The organism is Nocardia sp. NPDC087230 (genome assembly GCF_044744725.1).
GTDB classification, from domain to species: Bacteria; Actinomycetota; Actinomycetes; order Mycobacteriales; family Mycobacteriaceae; genus Nocardia; species Nocardia canadensis.
Genome location: NZ_JBIUYV010000005.1, coordinates 152,464 through 168,445 on the forward strand (window position 1 = coordinate 152,464; position 15,982 = coordinate 168,445).

21 protein-coding genes are annotated in these 15,982 nt (G+C 69.1%); 13 read left to right on the plus strand and 8 right to left on the minus strand.

Annotation, left to right across the window (positions count from 1 at the left end; translation table 11 throughout):
• Window positions 1–6: 6 nt before the first annotated feature.
• From ACIO52_RS18915 to ACIO52_RS18930, 4 genes are all read right to left on the minus strand, one after another.
• Window positions 7–387, minus strand: a complete 381-nt coding sequence (locus ACIO52_RS18915) for an NADH-quinone oxidoreductase subunit A (RefSeq protein WP_189028737.1) — start codon at window positions 385–387, stop codon at window positions 7–9.
• A 370-nt stretch (window positions 388–757) separates the two neighbouring features.
• On the minus strand, window positions 758–1,159 hold the full coding sequence (locus ACIO52_RS18920; protein WP_218720160.1) for a hypothetical protein: 402 nt from the start codon (window positions 1,157–1,159) through the stop codon (window positions 758–760).
• An 88-nt stretch (window positions 1,160–1,247) separates the two neighbouring features.
• Entirely contained in the window at window positions 1,248–2,333 is a 1,086-nt protein-coding gene (locus ACIO52_RS18925; RefSeq protein WP_402645375.1) for a hypothetical protein, read from the minus strand.
• A gap of 178 nt (window positions 2,334–2,511) precedes the next feature.
• Window positions 2,512–2,820 carry a hypothetical protein gene (locus ACIO52_RS18930; RefSeq protein ID WP_402645378.1) on the minus strand — a complete coding sequence of 103 codons (309 nt, stop codon included), beginning with the start codon at window positions 2,818–2,820 and terminating at the stop codon, window positions 2,512–2,514.
• 34 nt (window positions 2,821–2,854) lie between these two features.
• Here ACIO52_RS18930 and ACIO52_RS18935 point away from each other — a divergent pair, with 34 nt between their 5' ends.
• On the plus strand, window positions 2,855–3,031 hold the full coding sequence (locus ACIO52_RS18935; RefSeq protein ID WP_402645381.1) for a hypothetical protein: 177 nt from the start codon (window positions 2,855–2,857) through the stop codon (window positions 3,029–3,031).
• A 17-nt stretch (window positions 3,032–3,048) separates the two neighbouring features.
• Here the strand turns inward: ACIO52_RS18935 and ACIO52_RS18940 are convergent, their stop codons facing one another.
• Window positions 3,049–3,930 (minus strand): LysR family transcriptional regulator, encoded by an 882-nt coding sequence (locus tag ACIO52_RS18940; protein ID WP_255588260.1) that lies wholly within the window; start codon window positions 3,928–3,930, stop codon window positions 3,049–3,051.
• 124 nt (window positions 3,931–4,054) lie between these two features.
• Between ACIO52_RS18940 and ACIO52_RS18945 the strand changes: the two genes are divergently transcribed.
• Genes ACIO52_RS18945 through ACIO52_RS18965 form a run of 5 tightly spaced genes read left to right on the plus strand, consistent with a single transcriptional unit; the run spans window position 4,055 to window position 8,898 of the window.
• Window positions 4,055–5,497, plus strand: coding sequence for a form I ribulose bisphosphate carboxylase large subunit (locus tag ACIO52_RS18945; RefSeq protein ID WP_218720165.1), 1,443 nt, complete (start codon window positions 4,055–4,057; stop codon window positions 5,495–5,497).
• A gap of 8 nt (window positions 5,498–5,505) precedes the next feature.
• Window positions 5,506–5,928, plus strand: a complete 423-nt coding sequence (locus ACIO52_RS18950) for a ribulose bisphosphate carboxylase small subunit (RefSeq protein WP_218720166.1) — start codon at window positions 5,506–5,508, stop codon at window positions 5,926–5,928.
• Window positions 5,918–6,937 (plus strand): AAA family ATPase, encoded by a 1,020-nt coding sequence (locus ACIO52_RS18955; protein WP_218720167.1) that lies wholly within the window; start codon window positions 5,918–5,920, stop codon window positions 6,935–6,937. Before ACIO52_RS18950 ends, ACIO52_RS18955 begins: the two co-directional genes overlap by 11 nt.
• Window positions 6,922–8,010 (plus strand): class 1 fructose-bisphosphatase, encoded by a 1,089-nt coding sequence (locus ACIO52_RS18960; RefSeq protein WP_402645386.1) that lies wholly within the window; start codon window positions 6,922–6,924, stop codon window positions 8,008–8,010. Before ACIO52_RS18955 ends, ACIO52_RS18960 begins: the two co-directional genes overlap by 16 nt.
• 9 nt (window positions 8,011–8,019) lie before the next feature.
• Entirely contained in the window at window positions 8,020–8,898 is an 879-nt protein-coding gene (locus ACIO52_RS18965; protein WP_218720169.1) for a phosphoribulokinase, read from the plus strand.
• 12 nt (window positions 8,899–8,910) lie between these two features.
• Here ACIO52_RS18965 and ACIO52_RS18970 read toward each other — a convergent pair whose 3' ends face one another.
• On the minus strand, window positions 8,911–9,801 hold the full coding sequence (locus ACIO52_RS18970) for a hypothetical protein (protein ID WP_402645389.1): 891 nt from the start codon (window positions 9,799–9,801) through the stop codon (window positions 8,911–8,913).
• A 75-nt stretch (window positions 9,802–9,876) separates the two neighbouring features.
• Between ACIO52_RS18970 and ACIO52_RS18975 the strand changes: the two genes are divergently transcribed.
• Window positions 9,877–10,365 carry a TetR-like C-terminal domain-containing protein gene (locus ACIO52_RS18975; RefSeq protein WP_402645392.1) on the plus strand — a complete coding sequence of 163 codons (489 nt, stop codon included), beginning with the start codon at window positions 9,877–9,879 and terminating at the stop codon, window positions 10,363–10,365.
• A gap of 6 nt (window positions 10,366–10,371) precedes the next feature.
• Here ACIO52_RS18975 and dinB read toward each other — a convergent pair whose 3' ends face one another.
• Window positions 10,372–11,607: a DNA polymerase IV gene (gene dinB, locus ACIO52_RS18980; RefSeq protein WP_402645395.1), complete on the minus strand. Its 1,236-nt coding sequence runs from the start codon at window positions 11,605–11,607 to the stop codon at window positions 10,372–10,374.
• Window positions 11,608–11,725: 118 nt separating this feature from the next.
• Here dinB and ACIO52_RS18985 point away from each other — a divergent pair, with 118 nt between their 5' ends.
• From ACIO52_RS18985 to ACIO52_RS19010, 6 genes are read left to right on the plus strand one after another with little or no spacing between them, the layout of a single operon-like run.
• Window positions 11,726–12,103 (plus strand): BlaI/MecI/CopY family transcriptional regulator, encoded by a 378-nt coding sequence (locus tag ACIO52_RS18985; protein ID WP_308248596.1) that lies wholly within the window; start codon window positions 11,726–11,728, stop codon window positions 12,101–12,103.
• Complete coding sequence (locus tag ACIO52_RS18990; RefSeq protein ID WP_218720172.1) at window positions 12,103–13,182, plus strand: winged helix DNA-binding domain-containing protein; 1,080 nt, start codon at window positions 12,103–12,105, stop codon at window positions 13,180–13,182. Before ACIO52_RS18985 ends, ACIO52_RS18990 begins: the two co-directional genes overlap by 1 nt.
• A gap of 59 nt (window positions 13,183–13,241) precedes the next feature.
• Window positions 13,242–14,321, plus strand: coding sequence for a dihydrodipicolinate reductase (locus ACIO52_RS18995; protein WP_402645399.1), 1,080 nt, complete (start codon window positions 13,242–13,244; stop codon window positions 14,319–14,321).
• Complete coding sequence (locus tag ACIO52_RS19000) at window positions 14,318–14,797, plus strand: carboxymuconolactone decarboxylase family protein (RefSeq protein ID WP_218720174.1); 480 nt, start codon at window positions 14,318–14,320, stop codon at window positions 14,795–14,797. The genes ACIO52_RS18995 and ACIO52_RS19000 overlap by 4 nt, the downstream gene beginning before the upstream one ends.
• A 24-nt stretch (window positions 14,798–14,821) precedes the next feature.
• Window positions 14,822–15,235, plus strand: a complete 414-nt coding sequence (locus ACIO52_RS19005) for an NUDIX domain-containing protein (RefSeq protein WP_218720175.1) — start codon at window positions 14,822–14,824, stop codon at window positions 15,233–15,235.
• A complete protein-coding gene (locus ACIO52_RS19010; RefSeq protein ID WP_402645403.1) occupies window positions 15,232–15,720 on the plus strand; it encodes a hypothetical protein in 489 nt (162 codons plus the stop codon). Before ACIO52_RS19005 ends, ACIO52_RS19010 begins: the two co-directional genes overlap by 4 nt.
• A gap of 6 nt (window positions 15,721–15,726) precedes the next feature.
• Here ACIO52_RS19010 and ACIO52_RS19015 read toward each other — a convergent pair whose 3' ends face one another.
• Complete coding sequence (locus tag ACIO52_RS19015; RefSeq protein WP_316574806.1) at window positions 15,727–15,909, minus strand: hypothetical protein; 183 nt, start codon at window positions 15,907–15,909, stop codon at window positions 15,727–15,729.
• Window positions 15,910–15,982 lie beyond the last annotated feature (73 nt).

Genomic DNA, 15,982 nt, shown 5'->3' on the forward strand with positions numbered 1-15,982 from the left:
TCCCACTCATTCCCAGCTGAGGCCGCCGCGCCGCCACTCGTAGGCGTAGGCGACCGACACATTGACGATGAACAGCGCCATCGCGGCGAGCCCGAACAGACCCAGCGCATCGAAGTGCACGGCCCACGGGTAGAGGAACACGATCTCGATGTCGAAGATGATGAACAACATCGCGGTGAGGTAGTACTTCACCGGAAAGCGCTGTCCCGTGGCGTTTCCGGGGCCGCCCGCGATGGCGTGCGGGGTCGGCTCGATGCCGCATTCGTAGGGTTCCAGCTTGGCCCTGTTGTATCGCTTCGGGCCGATCAGCGCCGCCATGATGACGGAGAACACCGCGAACGCGGCGGCGATGGCGCCGAGAACGAGCGCGGGCACCTCGATATTCACGACTGCTTCCCCTCCTCGCTGGAGCAGGTCGAGCCGTGTGGCCCGGCCGCGGACGGCAGCTTTGGCGAGACGGGGCCGACAACGTTGTCCGCCGATACGGGGCTCGCGCAAGGCTGTGCAGCGATGGCGGAGCGTTATACAGGAGCCCGCGCTCGTGTGAGCTAGAGCACAGAGTACCGCCGTTCCGAGGGTGCGCCGCGCGTTTCCGGGACGGGGTTTGATCGATTTCGATACACGGATTCATGAGCGATCCGGGGGTAATCCCGGATCGGCGCACGCCACGGAACCACTGGTGTTACCAGTGGTGATAGGCAGAACTGTGGGGCACGGGACTATCCGAAGGGGCGGGACGATGTCCGGCCGTCGCCGATCAGCGGGCGAGCAGGATGCTGGTCACCGCGTGCGTGAGCTGCATGGGGTCGATCGGGTGCGAGACCGCGGCCTCGGCGCGCGACCAGTTCGCCAGCCAGGCGTCGTCGGGCCTGCCGGTCAGCACGACCACCGGCGGGCACTCGTCGATCTCGTCCTTGAGCTGCTTGGCGATGCCGAGCCCACCCGCTGGCGCGGACTCCCCGTCCAGGATCGCCAGATCGATCCCGCCGGCATCCATCTGCTCGATGACCACGGGCGCCGTGGCGACCTCGAAGAAATCGAGCTCGGGCAGATCGGGGCGCGGCCTACGGCCCAGCGCCAGGATCACCTGTTGCCTGGTGTCGGCGTCGTTGCTGTAGACCAGCACACGCAGCGGGGTGGAACCATTCGATTCGGCCACGCTCGGATCGTACGTCCGCGCGGGCGCGCGGCGTGGCAGGTTCGCCGGATCGGCCGGTTGGCCTGCGGGGCAAGCGAGTCCGGCGCGGCTACCAGTCCCCGTCCTGGACCTTCTTGCCGCCCAGCGGGATCACCGGAAGTGGTTGTTCGATAGGCGGATTGGGCTGCTCGTCGGCCAGCCAGTCGCCGGTGGGCTTCACCTCGGCGAGCTCGGAGGACGGTGCCAGGTCGTCGGCGTCGGCCGCGTAGTAGTCGAACCACGGCAGATTGTGCTGGGCGTAGGCCTGGGCGGTGATCGGTGTCGGCGGCGCCGGTTCGCCGGTGATCTGCTGCCACTCGGCGGCGGAGGCGAGGTGGACGAAGACGCGACCGTCGGCCTCGGTGCGATAGTCCGCGATCGGCCTGCGGTCGGCGAAGATCTCCTGCCGCATGGTGCCGCCCGCGCCGAGTCCCATCTTCCGCGCCGCGCCACGCATCCGGGCGGCGCTGGTGGGGGCCGCGGGCGGGGCCGAGCCCGGTGCCGGTCCGGAGTACATCGCGCCGGGCGGCGGCGCACTGACCGGCATCGGCGCGCCGTAGACCGGCCCCCCGGACTGCCAGGGCGGGGTGGGCATCGCGCGCAGCGCACGCTGTCGCGCCTCCGCGGCGGCGAGCCAGGCGGCGTGCGCGGTGTCGGTGAGCCCGTGGACGGCGAGCTGGACGCCACCCCACTGCTCGACGCCGGTCACCTGACCTTCGACGGTCGCGCCGAGCCCGAGCGGTACGGCGACGAACTGCCGGACGGTGCCGTCGCCGGAGTTGATGCCGTCCATCCACGGCTGTTCGGGCAGCGCGAGATAGTTCTGCGGGTCCTGGCCGAGGGCGTCGCTCCACGGCTTCCCGGAGACCGCGCAGACCTTGCCGACGCCGACCTTCAGCGCCGCGGGCACGGTCGCGGAGAACCGCAACCACATCGCCTCACGCTGGTACACCGGCAGCATCACCCCGCCGCGTCGGCGCCACTCCTCGGGCACGGTATCGGGGTAGTCGGCGACTCGGCGCAGTGGAAAGCTGCCGAGGCCCGGTGGCAACGGATAGGTGCCGGTCTCCGGCAGCCGCAAGGTGCGCACGAACGTCACCCGCACCCCGCCCGGCAGTTCGAGCGCGTCTCCCGACAGCGTCACTTCCGTTGCCATGTCCCACCCCTTCGTTCGTGGGTGCGTACCCGATGACCCGCCCCTGACGACGACCGTACCCGCGGTGACCGGGACCGTCCACGATGTCGTCCTCAGCGCCGGGGCGGTAGCCCGAACTCGGCGCGGATGCCCGCGAACAGGACCTGGACCCGGTCGCCGAAGGTAATGGCGGCTTCGTTCAGCGCCGCGAGCGCGCCCTGGAGCGGATCGGCCAGGCGCGCGTGGAACAGGGTGTTGACGGCGAAGTGCGGGCACCGGAGCGCAGGGCGGCGAGCGCGGGCCGGGCCCACGGACGGTCGGGGAGTCCGGCGTACTCGTAAGCTCGCTCGGCGCAGTACACGCTCAACGCACGGAGCTGGTCGACCTCCAGTGCGGCGATCGACTCGGCCAGGGTCCGGTCGTATCGGGCGAGTTCGCGGGCGCAGTAGATGTCGGCCAGCGCGGCGATCGGTTCGCCGCCCCATTCCTCGTGCTCCCGCTGGCGCACCTGTTCGGCCGACGTGGAGTCGTCGGAGGTGCCGGTGATCCGCGACGATCGGGGCGAGCTGGCCGAGCTCTTTCCGGTCACCTTCCTGACCTCGCCCGCGCCCAATGCCGGCGAACTGGCGCGCCGGGCCGATACCGTCGACCTGCCGGTGCTGCCGGCCGAGCGGGCCGATCGCGCGGCCTTCGAAGCGCGCTTCGGGGTCACGCGCTAGCGACCGAGAATGGCCGGCTACGGCCCGATCGCGGCGTGAAAGGCGTCGGTTCCGGTCTCGAGCGGGTCGATCAGGTGCGCCAGGAACAAGCGGGTCGCGGGGGTGGGCGTCGGTGTCGTGACCGCGTGCCAGGCCCGATCCAGCGGGGTGCCCGGCACGTCGATCGTGTGCAGCGCACCGGATTCCAGGTGCTCGCCGACGGCATCGGAATGGATGAGGGTGATGCCGAGGCCTTCGCGGGCGGCGGCGATCACCGCGCCGTGCGACCCCAGCGTCAGGGTGGGCGGGTCGATCTGGAGACGGTCGATCAGCGCGAGAGTCGCTTCGCGGGTGCCGGAACCGTTGCCGCGCAGTAGCCAGGTGTCGTGGCGCGGGTCGTGAGCGTCGTTCGCGCCGACGACGACGAGGGTGCTCGGCCGCCGCGCCTGGATGACCAGGTTGGCCTCGTGCGGGGGCCGACCGGCGATGACGAGATCGGTCTCGTGGTGCTGCAATTCGAGAAACAGCACGTCACGGGGCTGGATCGACAGACTCAGTTCCACATCGGGGTAGCGGTGCCGAAACGACGCCAGCGGACGCAGCACCACCGATTCGCCCGCCGTGGCGACGACGCCGATCCGGAGCCGGCCCGCCTCGGCCTGGCGGACCGCGGCGTGGGCTTCCTTCATCAAGCCCAGGATCCCGCGGCAGTACTCGGCGTAGACCCGCCCCGCCTCGGTGAGCGCTATCCCGCGCCCCGCGCGGGTGATGAGTTTGGCGCCGAGCTGCTTCTCGACATGGGCGACCGCGGCGGAGACTGCCGCTTCGGTGACGTGCAGCTGGGCGGCCGCGCGGCGGATGCTGCCCAGCCGGGCGACCGCGAGGAAGGTTTCCATCCGCCCCGCGCTCACCCTGCCCATTACCCGACGGTAGCAAACTCAACGTTTCGGTTGAGCGTTCCCTGAAACATTCACATTGTTTGCCGCCCGGCCGGGCCTCATCCTGGAATTCGCAAGGCGTACACCGGATTCCACAGGAGGAACGATGGCGGAAGAAACCGAACGGGATCGTTGGGATCCGGGCGTACAGTCCTACGCGTCGATGGGATATTACGCGCCGGACTACGTGCCCGCCGATACCGATGTGCTCGCGGTGTTCCGGGTGACTCCGCAGCGGGGCGTCGATCCGATCGAGGCGGCGGCCGCTGTCGCCGGTGAATCCTCCACTGCGACTTGGACTGTCGTGTGGACCGACCGGCTCACCGCCCACTCGAAGTATCAGGCGAAGTGTTACCGGATCGACGAGGTGCCGGGCAGGCCCGGCGAGTACTTCGCCTACATCGCCTACGATCTGGATCTTTTCGAGGAAGGGTCGATCACCAACCTCACCTCCTCGATCATCGGTAATGTGTTCGGATTCAAACCGCTGCTCGCGCTGCGGCTCGAGGACATGCGTATTCCGGTGGCCTATGTCAAGACCTTCCAGGGTCCGCCGCACGGCACGGTGATGGAGCGCGAATATCTCAACAAATACGGCAGGCCGCTGCTGGGCGCGACGGTGAAACCGAAACTCGGTTTGTCCGCCCGGAATTACGGCCGGGTGATCTACGAGGCCTGCAAGGGGGGTCTCGACTTCACCAAGGACGACGAGAACATCAACTCCCAGCCGTTCATGCGCTGGCGCGACCGGTACCTGTTCGCGATGGAGGGCGTGAACCGGGCGATGGCCGAGACCGGCGAGATCAAGGGCCACTACCTCAATGTCACCGCTGCCTCCATGGAGGACATGTACGAGCGGGCCGAGTTCGCCAAGGAACTCGGGTCGGTGGTCATCATGATGGACCTCACCGTCGGCTACACCGCCATGCAGTCGATGTCGAAGTGGGCGCGGCGCAACGGGGTGCTGCTGCACCTGCACCGGGCGGGACACTCGACGTTCACCCGGCAGAAGACGCACGGCGTGAGCTTCCGCGTGCTGGCGAAGTGGTGCCGGCTGATCGGTGTGGACCATGTGCACGCCGGCACCGTGGTGGGCAAATTGGAAGGCGATCCGGCGACCACCCGCGGTTTCTACGACACGTTGCGGGAGAACCACATTCCGACCGACCTCGGCAACGGCATCTTCTTCGATCAGGACTGGGCGAGCCTGCCCGGTGTGATGCCGGTGGCCTCGGGTGGTATCCACGCCGGCCAGATGCATCAGCTGCTCGATCTGTTCGGTGACGACGTCATCCTGCAGTTCGGTGGCGGCACCATCGGCCATCCGCTCGGCATCGCGGCGGGCGCCGAGGCCAACCGGGTGGCGTTGGAAGCGGTCGTCAAGGCCCGCAACGAGGGTCGCGATCTGCTCAAGGAAGGCCCCGACGTGCTGCGCACGGCGGCCTCGACCTGTCGTCCGCTGGAGGTCGCGCTGTCGACCTGGGGTGATGTCACCTTCGATTACACGTCCACCGACGCACCCGACGCGGTGCCGACGCCGAGTCTCTAGGGAGCACCATGTATCTGCGACACGGGACGTTCTCGTATCTGCCCGAGCTCACCGACGCCGAGATCGCGGCCCAGGTGCGCTACGCGCTGCTCAACAACTGGCCGGTCTCGATCGAGTACACCGACGACCCGCACCCACGCAACACCTATTGGGAGATGTGGGGGCTGCCACTGTTCGACCTCGACGAACCCGATGGGGTCATGGCCGAGATCAACGCCTGCCGGGCCACGTTCCCCCGGCACTACGTGCGGGTCACCGCCTACGACGCGACCTACACGAAACAGACGACGGCGCTGAGCTTTCTGGTGCAGCGCCCCGCGGAGGAGCCCGGTTTCGAGCTGGCGCGCACCGAGGGGCCGGATCGGCGCCAGATCTACAGCGTGCGGTCCTACGCCACCGGTCGTCCGCAGGGACAGCGGTATGGCGGCTGACGGGTCCGCTTCGGGATTCCGGTTGCCGCGGCCGGGCGTCGGTGACGCCCGGCCGTCGCGCCCGCCCGCCGAGGGCGCCACCGCGACCGAGGAACTGCTGAGCGAGGACGCGCTGTTGGATCTTTCCCTCGACCTGGCCGGGCACGACGTGGCCGAAACACTGGCCGCGCTCGACGCCGAGCTGATCGGCCTGGCGAATGTGAAGGAGCGGGTGCGCGAGATCGCCGCACTGCTGATGATCGACCGGGCGCGGCGGCGCTTCGGGCTCGAATCCTCGCGCCCGACCATGCACATGAGCTTCACCGGCGGGCCCGGCACCGGCAAGACGACGGTGGCGTTGCGGATGGCCCAGATGCTGCACGCGCTGGGCTACATCCGCAAACCCAAGGTGCACACGGTGACCCGCGACGACCTGGTCGGCCAGTTCATCGGCCACACCGCGCCCAAGACCAAGGAGGCGATCGCCAAGGCCGCGGGTGGGGTGCTGTTCATCGACGAGGCCTACTACCTGTTCCGGCCGGAGAACGAGCGCGACTACGGGCAGGAGGTCATCGAGATCCTGCTGCAGGAAATGGAGAGCGAGCGGGCGAACCTGGTCGTCATCTTCGCCGGCTACCCGGACCGGATGGACCGGTTCTTCTCCGCCAACCCGGGCCTGTCTTCGCGGGTGGCCCACCACCTGGAGTTCGCCGACTACACCCACGGTGAACTGATGGGCATCGCCGAACTGATGGTGGCGGGGGAGAACTTCCGGTTCGACGCGGCGGCCCACGTCGCGTTCGCGGAGTACCTGACCGTGCGGATGACCAAACCACGATTCTCCAACGCGCGCAGCGTGCGCAACGCGATCGACCGGTGCCGGCTGCGGCAGGCCAAGCGGCTGGTCGAGGCGGCGCGACCGCTGTCGAGGACCGACCTGATCACACTGTGCGACCGGGACGTCTATGGCAGCAGCGTGTTCGACGAGACGGTGCAGGAGGTGGCCACGACGCCATGCCCAACGGATTGAAGACCCTCACCCGCTACACGATCGAGGAGGAACACCGTCATCCCGGTTCGTCGGGGGAGTTCTCGGCGCTGGTCAACGTGGTGGCCACGGCGACGAAGATCATCGCCAATCAGGTGACGCGCGGCGCGATCATCGGCTCGACCAGCGACGCGGAACCGTTGTCGGTCAGTGCCCGCCTCGACGTGCTGACCGATGAGATCATGGTGGCGCAGACCCAGTGGACGGGGCATCTGTCGGGGTTGCTGTCCGAGCAGCGCGCCACCGCGCTGCCGGTGCCGGCGACACAGCGGCGCGGGAAGTATCTGCTGGCCTACGACGCGCTGGACGGGTCGAGCAATATCGACGTGAATCTGCCGGTCGGTTCGATCTTCAGCATTCTGCGCGCGCCGCAGGCGGTGCTCGACGGGACGGCCGAACCGGTCGACGCCGATTTCCTGCAGCCGGGGGTGCGGCAGGTCTGTGCGGGGTTCACCCTGTACGGGCCCGCGACGATGCTGGTGCTCACCACCGGCAGCGGCGTGGACGGGTTCACCCTGGACCGCGAGATCGGCGCGTTCGTGCTGACCCATCCGCGCATGCGGATTCCCGAGGACACTTCGGGTTTCGCGATCAACGCCGCCAACGAGCGGTTCTGGGAGCGGCCGGTGCGCCGCTACGTGCAGGAGTGCCTGCAGGGGCTGGACGGGCCGCGGGGGCGTGATTTCAATATGCGCTGGGTCGCGTCGCTGGTGGCCGACACCTTCCACATCCTGACCAGGGGCGGGGTGTACCTCTATCCGCGCGACACCCGCAATCCGGCGCGGCCGGGGCGGGTGTCACTGCTGTACGGGGCGAATCCGATCGCCTTCATCGTCGAGCAGGCGGGCGGGGCGGCGACCACCGGGCACGACCGGGTGATGCTCGTGCCGCCGGCGGAGGTGCATCAGCGGGTGCCGTTCATCTTCGGCTCCCGCACCGAGGTTCTGCGCATCGAGCGCTATCACTCCGAGCCGGACGCGGGCCCGAGCTTCGACAGTTCGCTGTTCGGCACGCGGTCACTGTTCCGTCCGGCCAAGCACGACCAGCGCACATAGGAGTCGCCCATGTCGGTCAAGCATCCCGTTGTCGCGATCACCGGGTCCTCCGGCGCGGGAACGACGAGTGTCACCCGTACGTTCGAGGAGATCTTCCGCCGCGAGGGGATCAGCGCGGTGGTGGTGGAAGGTGATTCGTTCCACCGGTTCGACCGCGCGGAAATGAAGATCGCGATGGCCGAGGCCGAGCAGCAACGCAATACGACGTTCTCCCATTTCGGCGAGGACGCCAATCTGCTGCCCGAATTGGAAGCGCTGTTCCGGGAATACGGCGAATCCGGCGTCGGGCAGGTCCGCAAATATCTGCACGACGACGAGGAGGCGAAACCGTACGGGCAGCCCGCGGGTACCTTCACCCCGTGGGAGGATCTGGCGCCCGGCAGTGACCTGCTGTTCTACGAGGGATTGCACGGAGCGGCGGTCACCGACGCCGTCGACGTCGCCCAATACACCGATCTGCTGGTGGGGGTGGTGCCGATCATCAATCTCGAGTGGATTCAGAAGGTGTACCGGGACAAGACCCATCGCGGGTATTCCAGTGAGGCGGTGATCGACACGATCTTGCGGCGGATGCCCGATTACGTGAAATACATCTGTCCGCAGTTCTCGCGGACCTATGTGAACTTCCAGCGGGTGCCGACCGTCGACACGTCGAATCCGTTCATCGCGCGCAGTATTCCGACTGCCGACGAGAGTTTCGTGGTGATCCGGTTCGCCGATCCGAAGGTGATCGACTTCCCGTATCTGCTGTCGATGCTGCACGATTCGTTCATGTCGCGGCCGAATTGCATCGTGGTGCCCGGCGGCAAGATGGAACTGGCCATGCAGCTGATCTTCACCCCGCTGATCCTGCGGCTGATGGACAAACGGCCCAAACGGCTCGTGTGAGGGCGGCCGCCGTCACCGGATGGCTACCGGGCTGTGGCGGTGGTACTCGGCGACAGCGGTGAAGGCGGCTTTGGGCTCCCAGTGCAGGTTCGGGTAGGTCCGGCCCGGGTGGTCGAGGACGGCGACGATGCCATAGCTGGCGAGGTCGAGGTCGTCGCGGGGGTCGCCGTCCGCGCGGTGCGGCATGTCGTAGAGGGCGAAGAGGAACACGAACGTCGTGTCGATGCCGCTGTCGTCGAACAACTCCAGCAGCTCGGCGAGATAGGCGGCCTGGCCTGCTTCGTCGCGGTCGACATCGGCGGTGAGGCGGATCGGGCCGGGGTTGTACTCGACGATGTCGAGGCCGTTGGCGCCGACATCGCCGGCGCCGCGGAAGGTAGCGGCGCCGAATTCGGTGACGGCCACCGGCTTTCCCTGGGCGACGATGTCGCGGATGCCGTCGGCGAAGCGATCGGCCACCTCGGCGGAGCGATAGAGGTCCAGGGAGACCATATCGAACAGGTCCCAATCGACGCGCTCGAGCGGGATCGCGGCATAGGTCAGCGTGCCGCCGAACCGCTGGCGGATCAGCGGCACCGCGGTGTGGAAGAAGTCGTTGAGCCGGGTGCCGACCTGCAGTACCACCTTCGGGAGCGCGTCGGACGCGGTGAGGCCGGCGACTCGCTCGCGCACGGTGGCGCCGGCGAGGAAGCCGATGTTCATGATGCTGATCTCGGCGCCGGTGACGAAGACGACCTCGGCTCCGCGACGCCGGAGTCGCTCCGCGCGGTCGGCGCAGTCGAGCAGGAGCGCCACCATCTCCTCGGCGGTCTGTTCCAGCGGATAGGGCGAGAACCACACCTCCAGACCGAGGTCGGCGGCCAAGCCCGCAGCGACCTCGAGGCGGTCGGCGTCGCCGCCCACGAGCCGGACCGCGAGGACGCGATCCTGCGTGCCGCGGCGGCGGAGCTGAGCGAGGGCGGCTACGCCCGGCTGACCATGGACAAGGTCGCCCAGCGCGCGGGGACCAACAAGAACGCCCTCTACCGCCGCTGGCCGAATCGGCTCGCCCTCGGCATCGCGGCCTACCGGCTCCTGACCACCACCGTCGACATCCCCGACACCGGCGACCTGCGCGCCGACGCGCTGGAACTGCTGCGCCGAGCCAATCGGCACTGGAGTTCGGCACTCGGTGCGATCATGCGCGAACTACTCGCGGCGGCGGGCGGCGCCGCCGAACTGCTCGCCCAGCTGCCCGAACAGTCGGTCGACGCGACGGCGGCCACCTGGCTGACCGTGCTGGGCCGCGCGGTGGCGCGCGGTGAGGCGGCCCCGGAATGTCTGCATCCGCGAGTCGCCACCGTGGCGATCGTGCTGCTGCGCAACGAGTTCGTGCTGCGAGGCGTGCCGACCGCGCCCGACGACGTCCTCGTCGAGATCATCGACGAGGTGTATCTGCCGCTGGTCCGCCGGCGCGGTCGCGGGTGAGCGCGGTCAGTCGGGGAGCAGTGGAACCGACAGGCCTTCCCCGGTGGTGAGCAGTGTGGCGCGGGTGACGGCGGCCGAGCCGAACCGGCGGCGCAGATCGTCGAGGGTCGCGTCGAGCGTGTTCTCGGCGCGGGGTTCCAGCGGGAGGGTCAACTGCATGGTGTCGGCGTCGTCGAGATTGGTCAGCGACAATCCGATGAGTGTGATTCCGAGTTCGGCGATCAGCGGCTGCGCGGTGTCGAGCAGCAGGCGGGCGGCGTGGCGCAGCGACACGGTGGCGTCGGTGGCCTCGACCAGGGTGTGTGAGCGGGTCGCGCGGGTGAAGTCGTCGAAGCGCAGTCGCAGGATGACGGTGCGGCACACGCGATCCGCGGCGCGCAGCCGTCGGCCCAGCCGGTCGGTGAGACCGTCGAGGTAGGCCGCGATCTCCTCCGGGGTGCGGTGGCGGCGGCCCAGCGCGCGCTGCGCACCGATCGAGCGCCTGCGCTTGCCGGTCTCCACCCGTCGCGGATCGCGGCCCCACGACAGCGCGAACAGATGCCGTGCCGCGCCCGGCCCGAGGATGGCGCGCAGATGCGGTTCCCCGAGTTCGGCGAGCTGCCCGACCCGGGTGATGTTGTTCTCGTGCAGGGTCGCGGCGGTCACCGCGCCGACGCCCCAGAGTCGTTCCACCGGCAGCGGGTGCAGGAAGTCGAGCTCGCGGCCCGGCTCCACCAGCCGCAGCCCGTCGGGTTTGGCCACCGCGGAGGCGACTTTGGCGAGGAACTTGTTGCGGGCGATGCCGACGGAGATCGGCAGCCCGACCTCGCTGCTGATCCGGGCGCGCAGAGCACGGGCGATCTCGATCGGCTCGCCGCTGATCCGCCGCAACCCGCCCACGTCGAGGAAGGCTTCGTCGATCGAGATGCCCTCCACGATCGGGGTGGTGTCGTGGAAGACCGCGAACACCGCCTTGCTCGCCGCGGCATAGGCCGACATCCGCGGCGGCACCACCACCGCGTGCGGACACAGGCGCAGTGCCTGTCCGGCGTTCATCGGTGTCCGGATGCCGAACGCCTTGGCCTCGTAGCTCGCGGCGAGCACCACCCCGCCGCCCACGATGACGGGCTTGCCCCGCAACCACGGCTGATCGCGTTGCTCGACCGAGGCGTAGAACGAATCCAGATCGGCGTGCAGGATCGACGCCTCGGCGCGGGTCTGGATGCGCTGGCGGCGGGGCGTAGCGGAGTCGGACACGAACATATGTTCGCATCGGGGTCCGACAGGTGGGGTTGCCGCGCGATAGCGGTCTCACCGAGCCCCACCCGGTAATGTGAAGCCGGTTTCGGCGAGTCGGCGATGATGAGGGAGACGGTAGGCGGTGCGTGGTTTCGGTGATCTCGAGGCGGTGCTGATGGACCGCCTCTGGGATCGCGATGTGGACTCGACCACCGTGCGCGAACTGTTCGACGAACTCGCCGCCGAACGCGATATCGCCTACACCACGGTCATGTCGACCATGGACAACCTGCATCGCAAGGGATGGCTGGCCAGGGAACGCGACGGTCGCGCCTACCGGTACTGGCCGACGATGACCCGCGAGGAACACAGCGCCCAGCTCATGCACGAGGCGCTCGGGATCGGCGGCCGGTCCGATCTCGTGCTGAGTCATTTCGTCGACCGGATCAGTGACGACGAATTCGCCGGATTGCGGGCCGCGTTACGCCGGGTCGCCACCCGGCGCGCGGAGGAGAACTAATGCTCGAAGTCGGGTGGGACCAGGTTTTCGCCTGGCGGTTGCGCAGGCAGTTCGTCGCCGAGCCCAGCACAAGCGGGGTCGAGACGATCGCTGCCCGGCTGGCCGGGGTGCAGGCGCAGGTCGCCTCGGCGGCGGAGACGGCCGTCGCGATCCGCAGCGGTGACGCGGCGCCGACCGCGGTGGCCGACGCGCTCGGCGCGGGCACGCTCGTCAAGACCTGGGCGATGCGCGGCACCCTGCACGCGATGGTCCCCGACCAGGCCGCGGCAGCGCTGTCGCTGATCGGCGCGGCGCGCACGTGGGAGAAGCCCTCGTGGCAGAAGACCTTCGGCGCCACCCCCGAGCAGGTGGCGGCGCTGGTGGAGGTGGTCTCCGCGGTCCTGGCCGACCGGGTCCTCACCCGCGAGGAACTCGTCGATGCCGTGCTCGCCGAGCCCGGCTTCGCCCACCTCGGCGAGCAGCTGCGCTCCGGCTGGGGCGCGGTGCTCAAGCCGCTGGCCTGGCAGGGTGCGCTGTGCCATGGTCCCGCGCGCGGTACGAAGATCACCTTCACCAGTCCCGGGCACCTGGTCCCCGGTTGGACCGGCGTTCCCGACCCCGAACTCGCCGCGCCGACCCTGATCAGTGCCTACCTCGGCGCGTACGGTCCGGCGACGCCGGAGGTCTTCGACGCCTGGCTCAGCCGCAACAGCCTGCGCAAGACCGTGGTCCGCGGTTGGTTCGCCGCGCTGGGCGACGCGCTGACAGAGGTCGACGTCGAGGGCCGCCGCGGCTGGATCCCGACCGAACTCGCCGACGAACTGGCCGATGCGCGCCTCGACGGCGCCGTTCACCTGCTCGGGCCTTTCGATCAGTACGTCCTGGGTCCCGGCACCGCCGATACCGCGCTGCTGCCGGCCGAGCATCGGGCGAAGGTCAGTCGCACGGCCGGTTGGATCTCGCCGCTGGTCGTGGTCGACGGGCGGATCGCGGGGACCTGGGATCGCGTCGACGGCGAGGTCGTGGTGTCGATGTTCGACGGTGGACAGCTGCCCGCGCGGGCGCTGTCGTCGGCGGTGGCGGCGGTGCGAGAGGGCTGATCAGAGGCCGGATTTCGGATAATCCGGACACCGAACCAAGCGCTTGCTACGCTCGCGCGATGATCCCCACGATCGTCTGGGGCACCGGCAACGTAGGCCGAGCGGCCCTGCGTGCCGTGGCTGCCCACCCGGCGCTGGAACTCACGGGGGTGCTGGTGCACAACCCCGACAAGGTCGGGCGTGACGCCGGTACGCTCGCCGGACTCGACTACGGGCTGGGGGTGGCGGCCACCGACGACATCGACGCGCTGCTGGCCACCGGGCCGCGCGCGGTCGTCTACGCCGCCTCCGGCGATATCCGTCCCGACGAGGCCCTCGCCGACATCGTGCACGCGATCCGCGCCGGTGCCGTCGTCGTCACGCCGGCCCTCTATGCCCTCTACGACCCGCGCAACGCACCCGCCGAGCTGCGTGACCCGGTGCTGGCCGCGATCGCCGAGGGTGGCGGTTCGCTGTTCGTCTCCGGCGTCGATCCCGGCTGGGGCAACGATGTGCTGCCGCTGTTGATCAGTGGGCTCTCGAGCACCGTCGAGGTGGTGCGCTGCCAGGAGATCTTCGACTACTCCACCTACGACCAGCCCGACTCGGTGCGTTATCTGGTCGGCATGGGACAGCCGATGGACTACCAGCCGCCGATGCTGCTGCCCTCGGTGCCCACCATGGTCTGGGGCGGGCAGGTCCGGCTCATGGCCAGGGCGCTGGGCGTGGAACTCGACGAGATCCGCGAGACGCTGGACCGGCGTGCACTCGATGCGACGGTGCAGACCGTGCAGATGGGCGACTTCGATGCGGGCACCCAGGGCGCGGTGCGCTTCGAAGTGCAGGGCATCGTCGACGGGGAGCCACGCATCGTCATCGAGCACGTCACCCGGATCCATCCCAGCTGCGCACCGGATTGGCCCACACCGCCCGACGGCGTCGGCGCGCACCGCGTGATCATCGAGGGCACGCCCCGCATCGAGGTCAGCGTCGAAGCCGCCGACGAGGGCGGCAACCGATCGGCGGGCGGTAACGCCACGGCGGTGGGCCGCTTGGTGAACGCCATCGACTGGCTGGTCGAGGCCGAACCCGGCCTCTACGACGCACTCGATGTGCCGCTGCGGGCAGCGGTCGGCAAACTCGGAAGGAAAACACCATGATCATCGACATTCCCGAAGGCAAGGACCCGATCGGCTACGTCTGGGGCGAGATGGTTCCCGGGATCGGTGTCGCCGCCGCCGCGTTCTCGCTGTCGGTCTACGAGCACTCGACGCTGGGGCTGCGCGAGTTCGAGGCGGCCAGGCTGCGGATCGCGCAGATCAACGGGTGCCTGTTCTGTCAGGACTGGCGCACCGAACGCGACGGGCAGAAGGTCGAGGCCGAGTTCGCCGACGCCGTCACGAACTGGCGCACCACCGAACTGTTCGACGAGCGCGCTCGGCTCGCCGCCGAATACGCCGAGCGCTACGCCACCGACCACCATAGCCTCGACGACGAGTTCTGGGCCAGGATGTTCGAGCACTACACCCAGACCGAGGTGGTCGAGCTCAGCATGAGCATCGGGTCGTGGCTGGCCTTCGGCCGACTCAACCGGGTTCTCGGCCTGGACACCGTCTGCGTGCTGCCCGGCCACTGACCGAGGCGCAGTAGGCTGCGGGCCGTGGTGGACTCTCCGGTACAGCAGCTGATCGACACCGTGGCCTGGGTACTGATCGAGGACGGGCGCATCCTGTGCGCGCGCCCCCGGGGCAAGGACGTCTTCTTCATCCCCGGTGGGAAACGCGAGGGCGCCGAAACCGATGTGGAGACGCTGGTGCGTGAGGTCGCCGAGGAGCTGAGCGTGGATCTGGCGCCGGAGAGCGCGGCCCATGTCGGCACCTACGAGGCCGCGATCTCCGATGGTCATCCCACCGTCGTGCGGATGGCTTGTTACACCGCCGACTATCGCGGTGTTCTCACCGCCAGCAGCGAGATCGAGGCACTGGCGTGGTTCGGCTATCGCGATCGTGACCTGGTGCCGCCGGTCGACCAATTGCTCTTCGACGACTTGGCGGCAGCGGGTTCGCTACGGTGAGCGCGCTCGGGCGGACGATCATCTACGCGCTGCTCGCGCTGCCCCTGGCCGTGTCACCGGTGCGGACCCGGCTCCGGGTGCCGCGCCTGCTCCTGCACGAACCCGTTTCCGCCCGGCGGGTCTCAGCGCTGCGCTGTGTGGTCCACTCCGTCCTGTCTGCAGGGGCCGGCGTGGTCGCATGGTTTCTCACCCTGCTCGCCGGTCTGGTCCTGGTCCGCGGCCTCGCCTACCCGCTGGTCGCCGCGAACGCCTACGAAACCTCGTGGGGCGGGCCCACACTCGCCGGAGCCTGGCTCGTGCACGCCGCACTCGGCCTGCTGCTGGCTCCGGCCTTCCTCGGTGTCGTGGCTCTGCTCGGCCGCCTCGAATTACGGCTGACCCGCACCGTCCTCGGCCGCGACGGAACCTGGTGGACCATCCCGATCAGCCTCGCCCTCACCGCCGCGGGCGCGGTGTTCTTCGTCGCCTGGACCCACCAGATCTGATCGCGCTCAGGCGAATTCGCGGTCTCGTGGTGCGTCCTCGGGCATCATCACCGGATAGCGCACCAGCCGAAACCCGGTGACCGTGAGCCGCATCGGCCGCACCCGGCGGCGCACCTCGCCCAGTTCGTCGGCGGTCGCCGGGCGCCTGGCGCCGCCGATCGCGAGGTTGCCGCGTCTCGGTGCGGGCACCAGGATCAGGTATCGCGCCGCTGCGCGGAGCCGCGACCCCGTTCTCGGTTCGACCTCGACCGGGAGCCGGTCC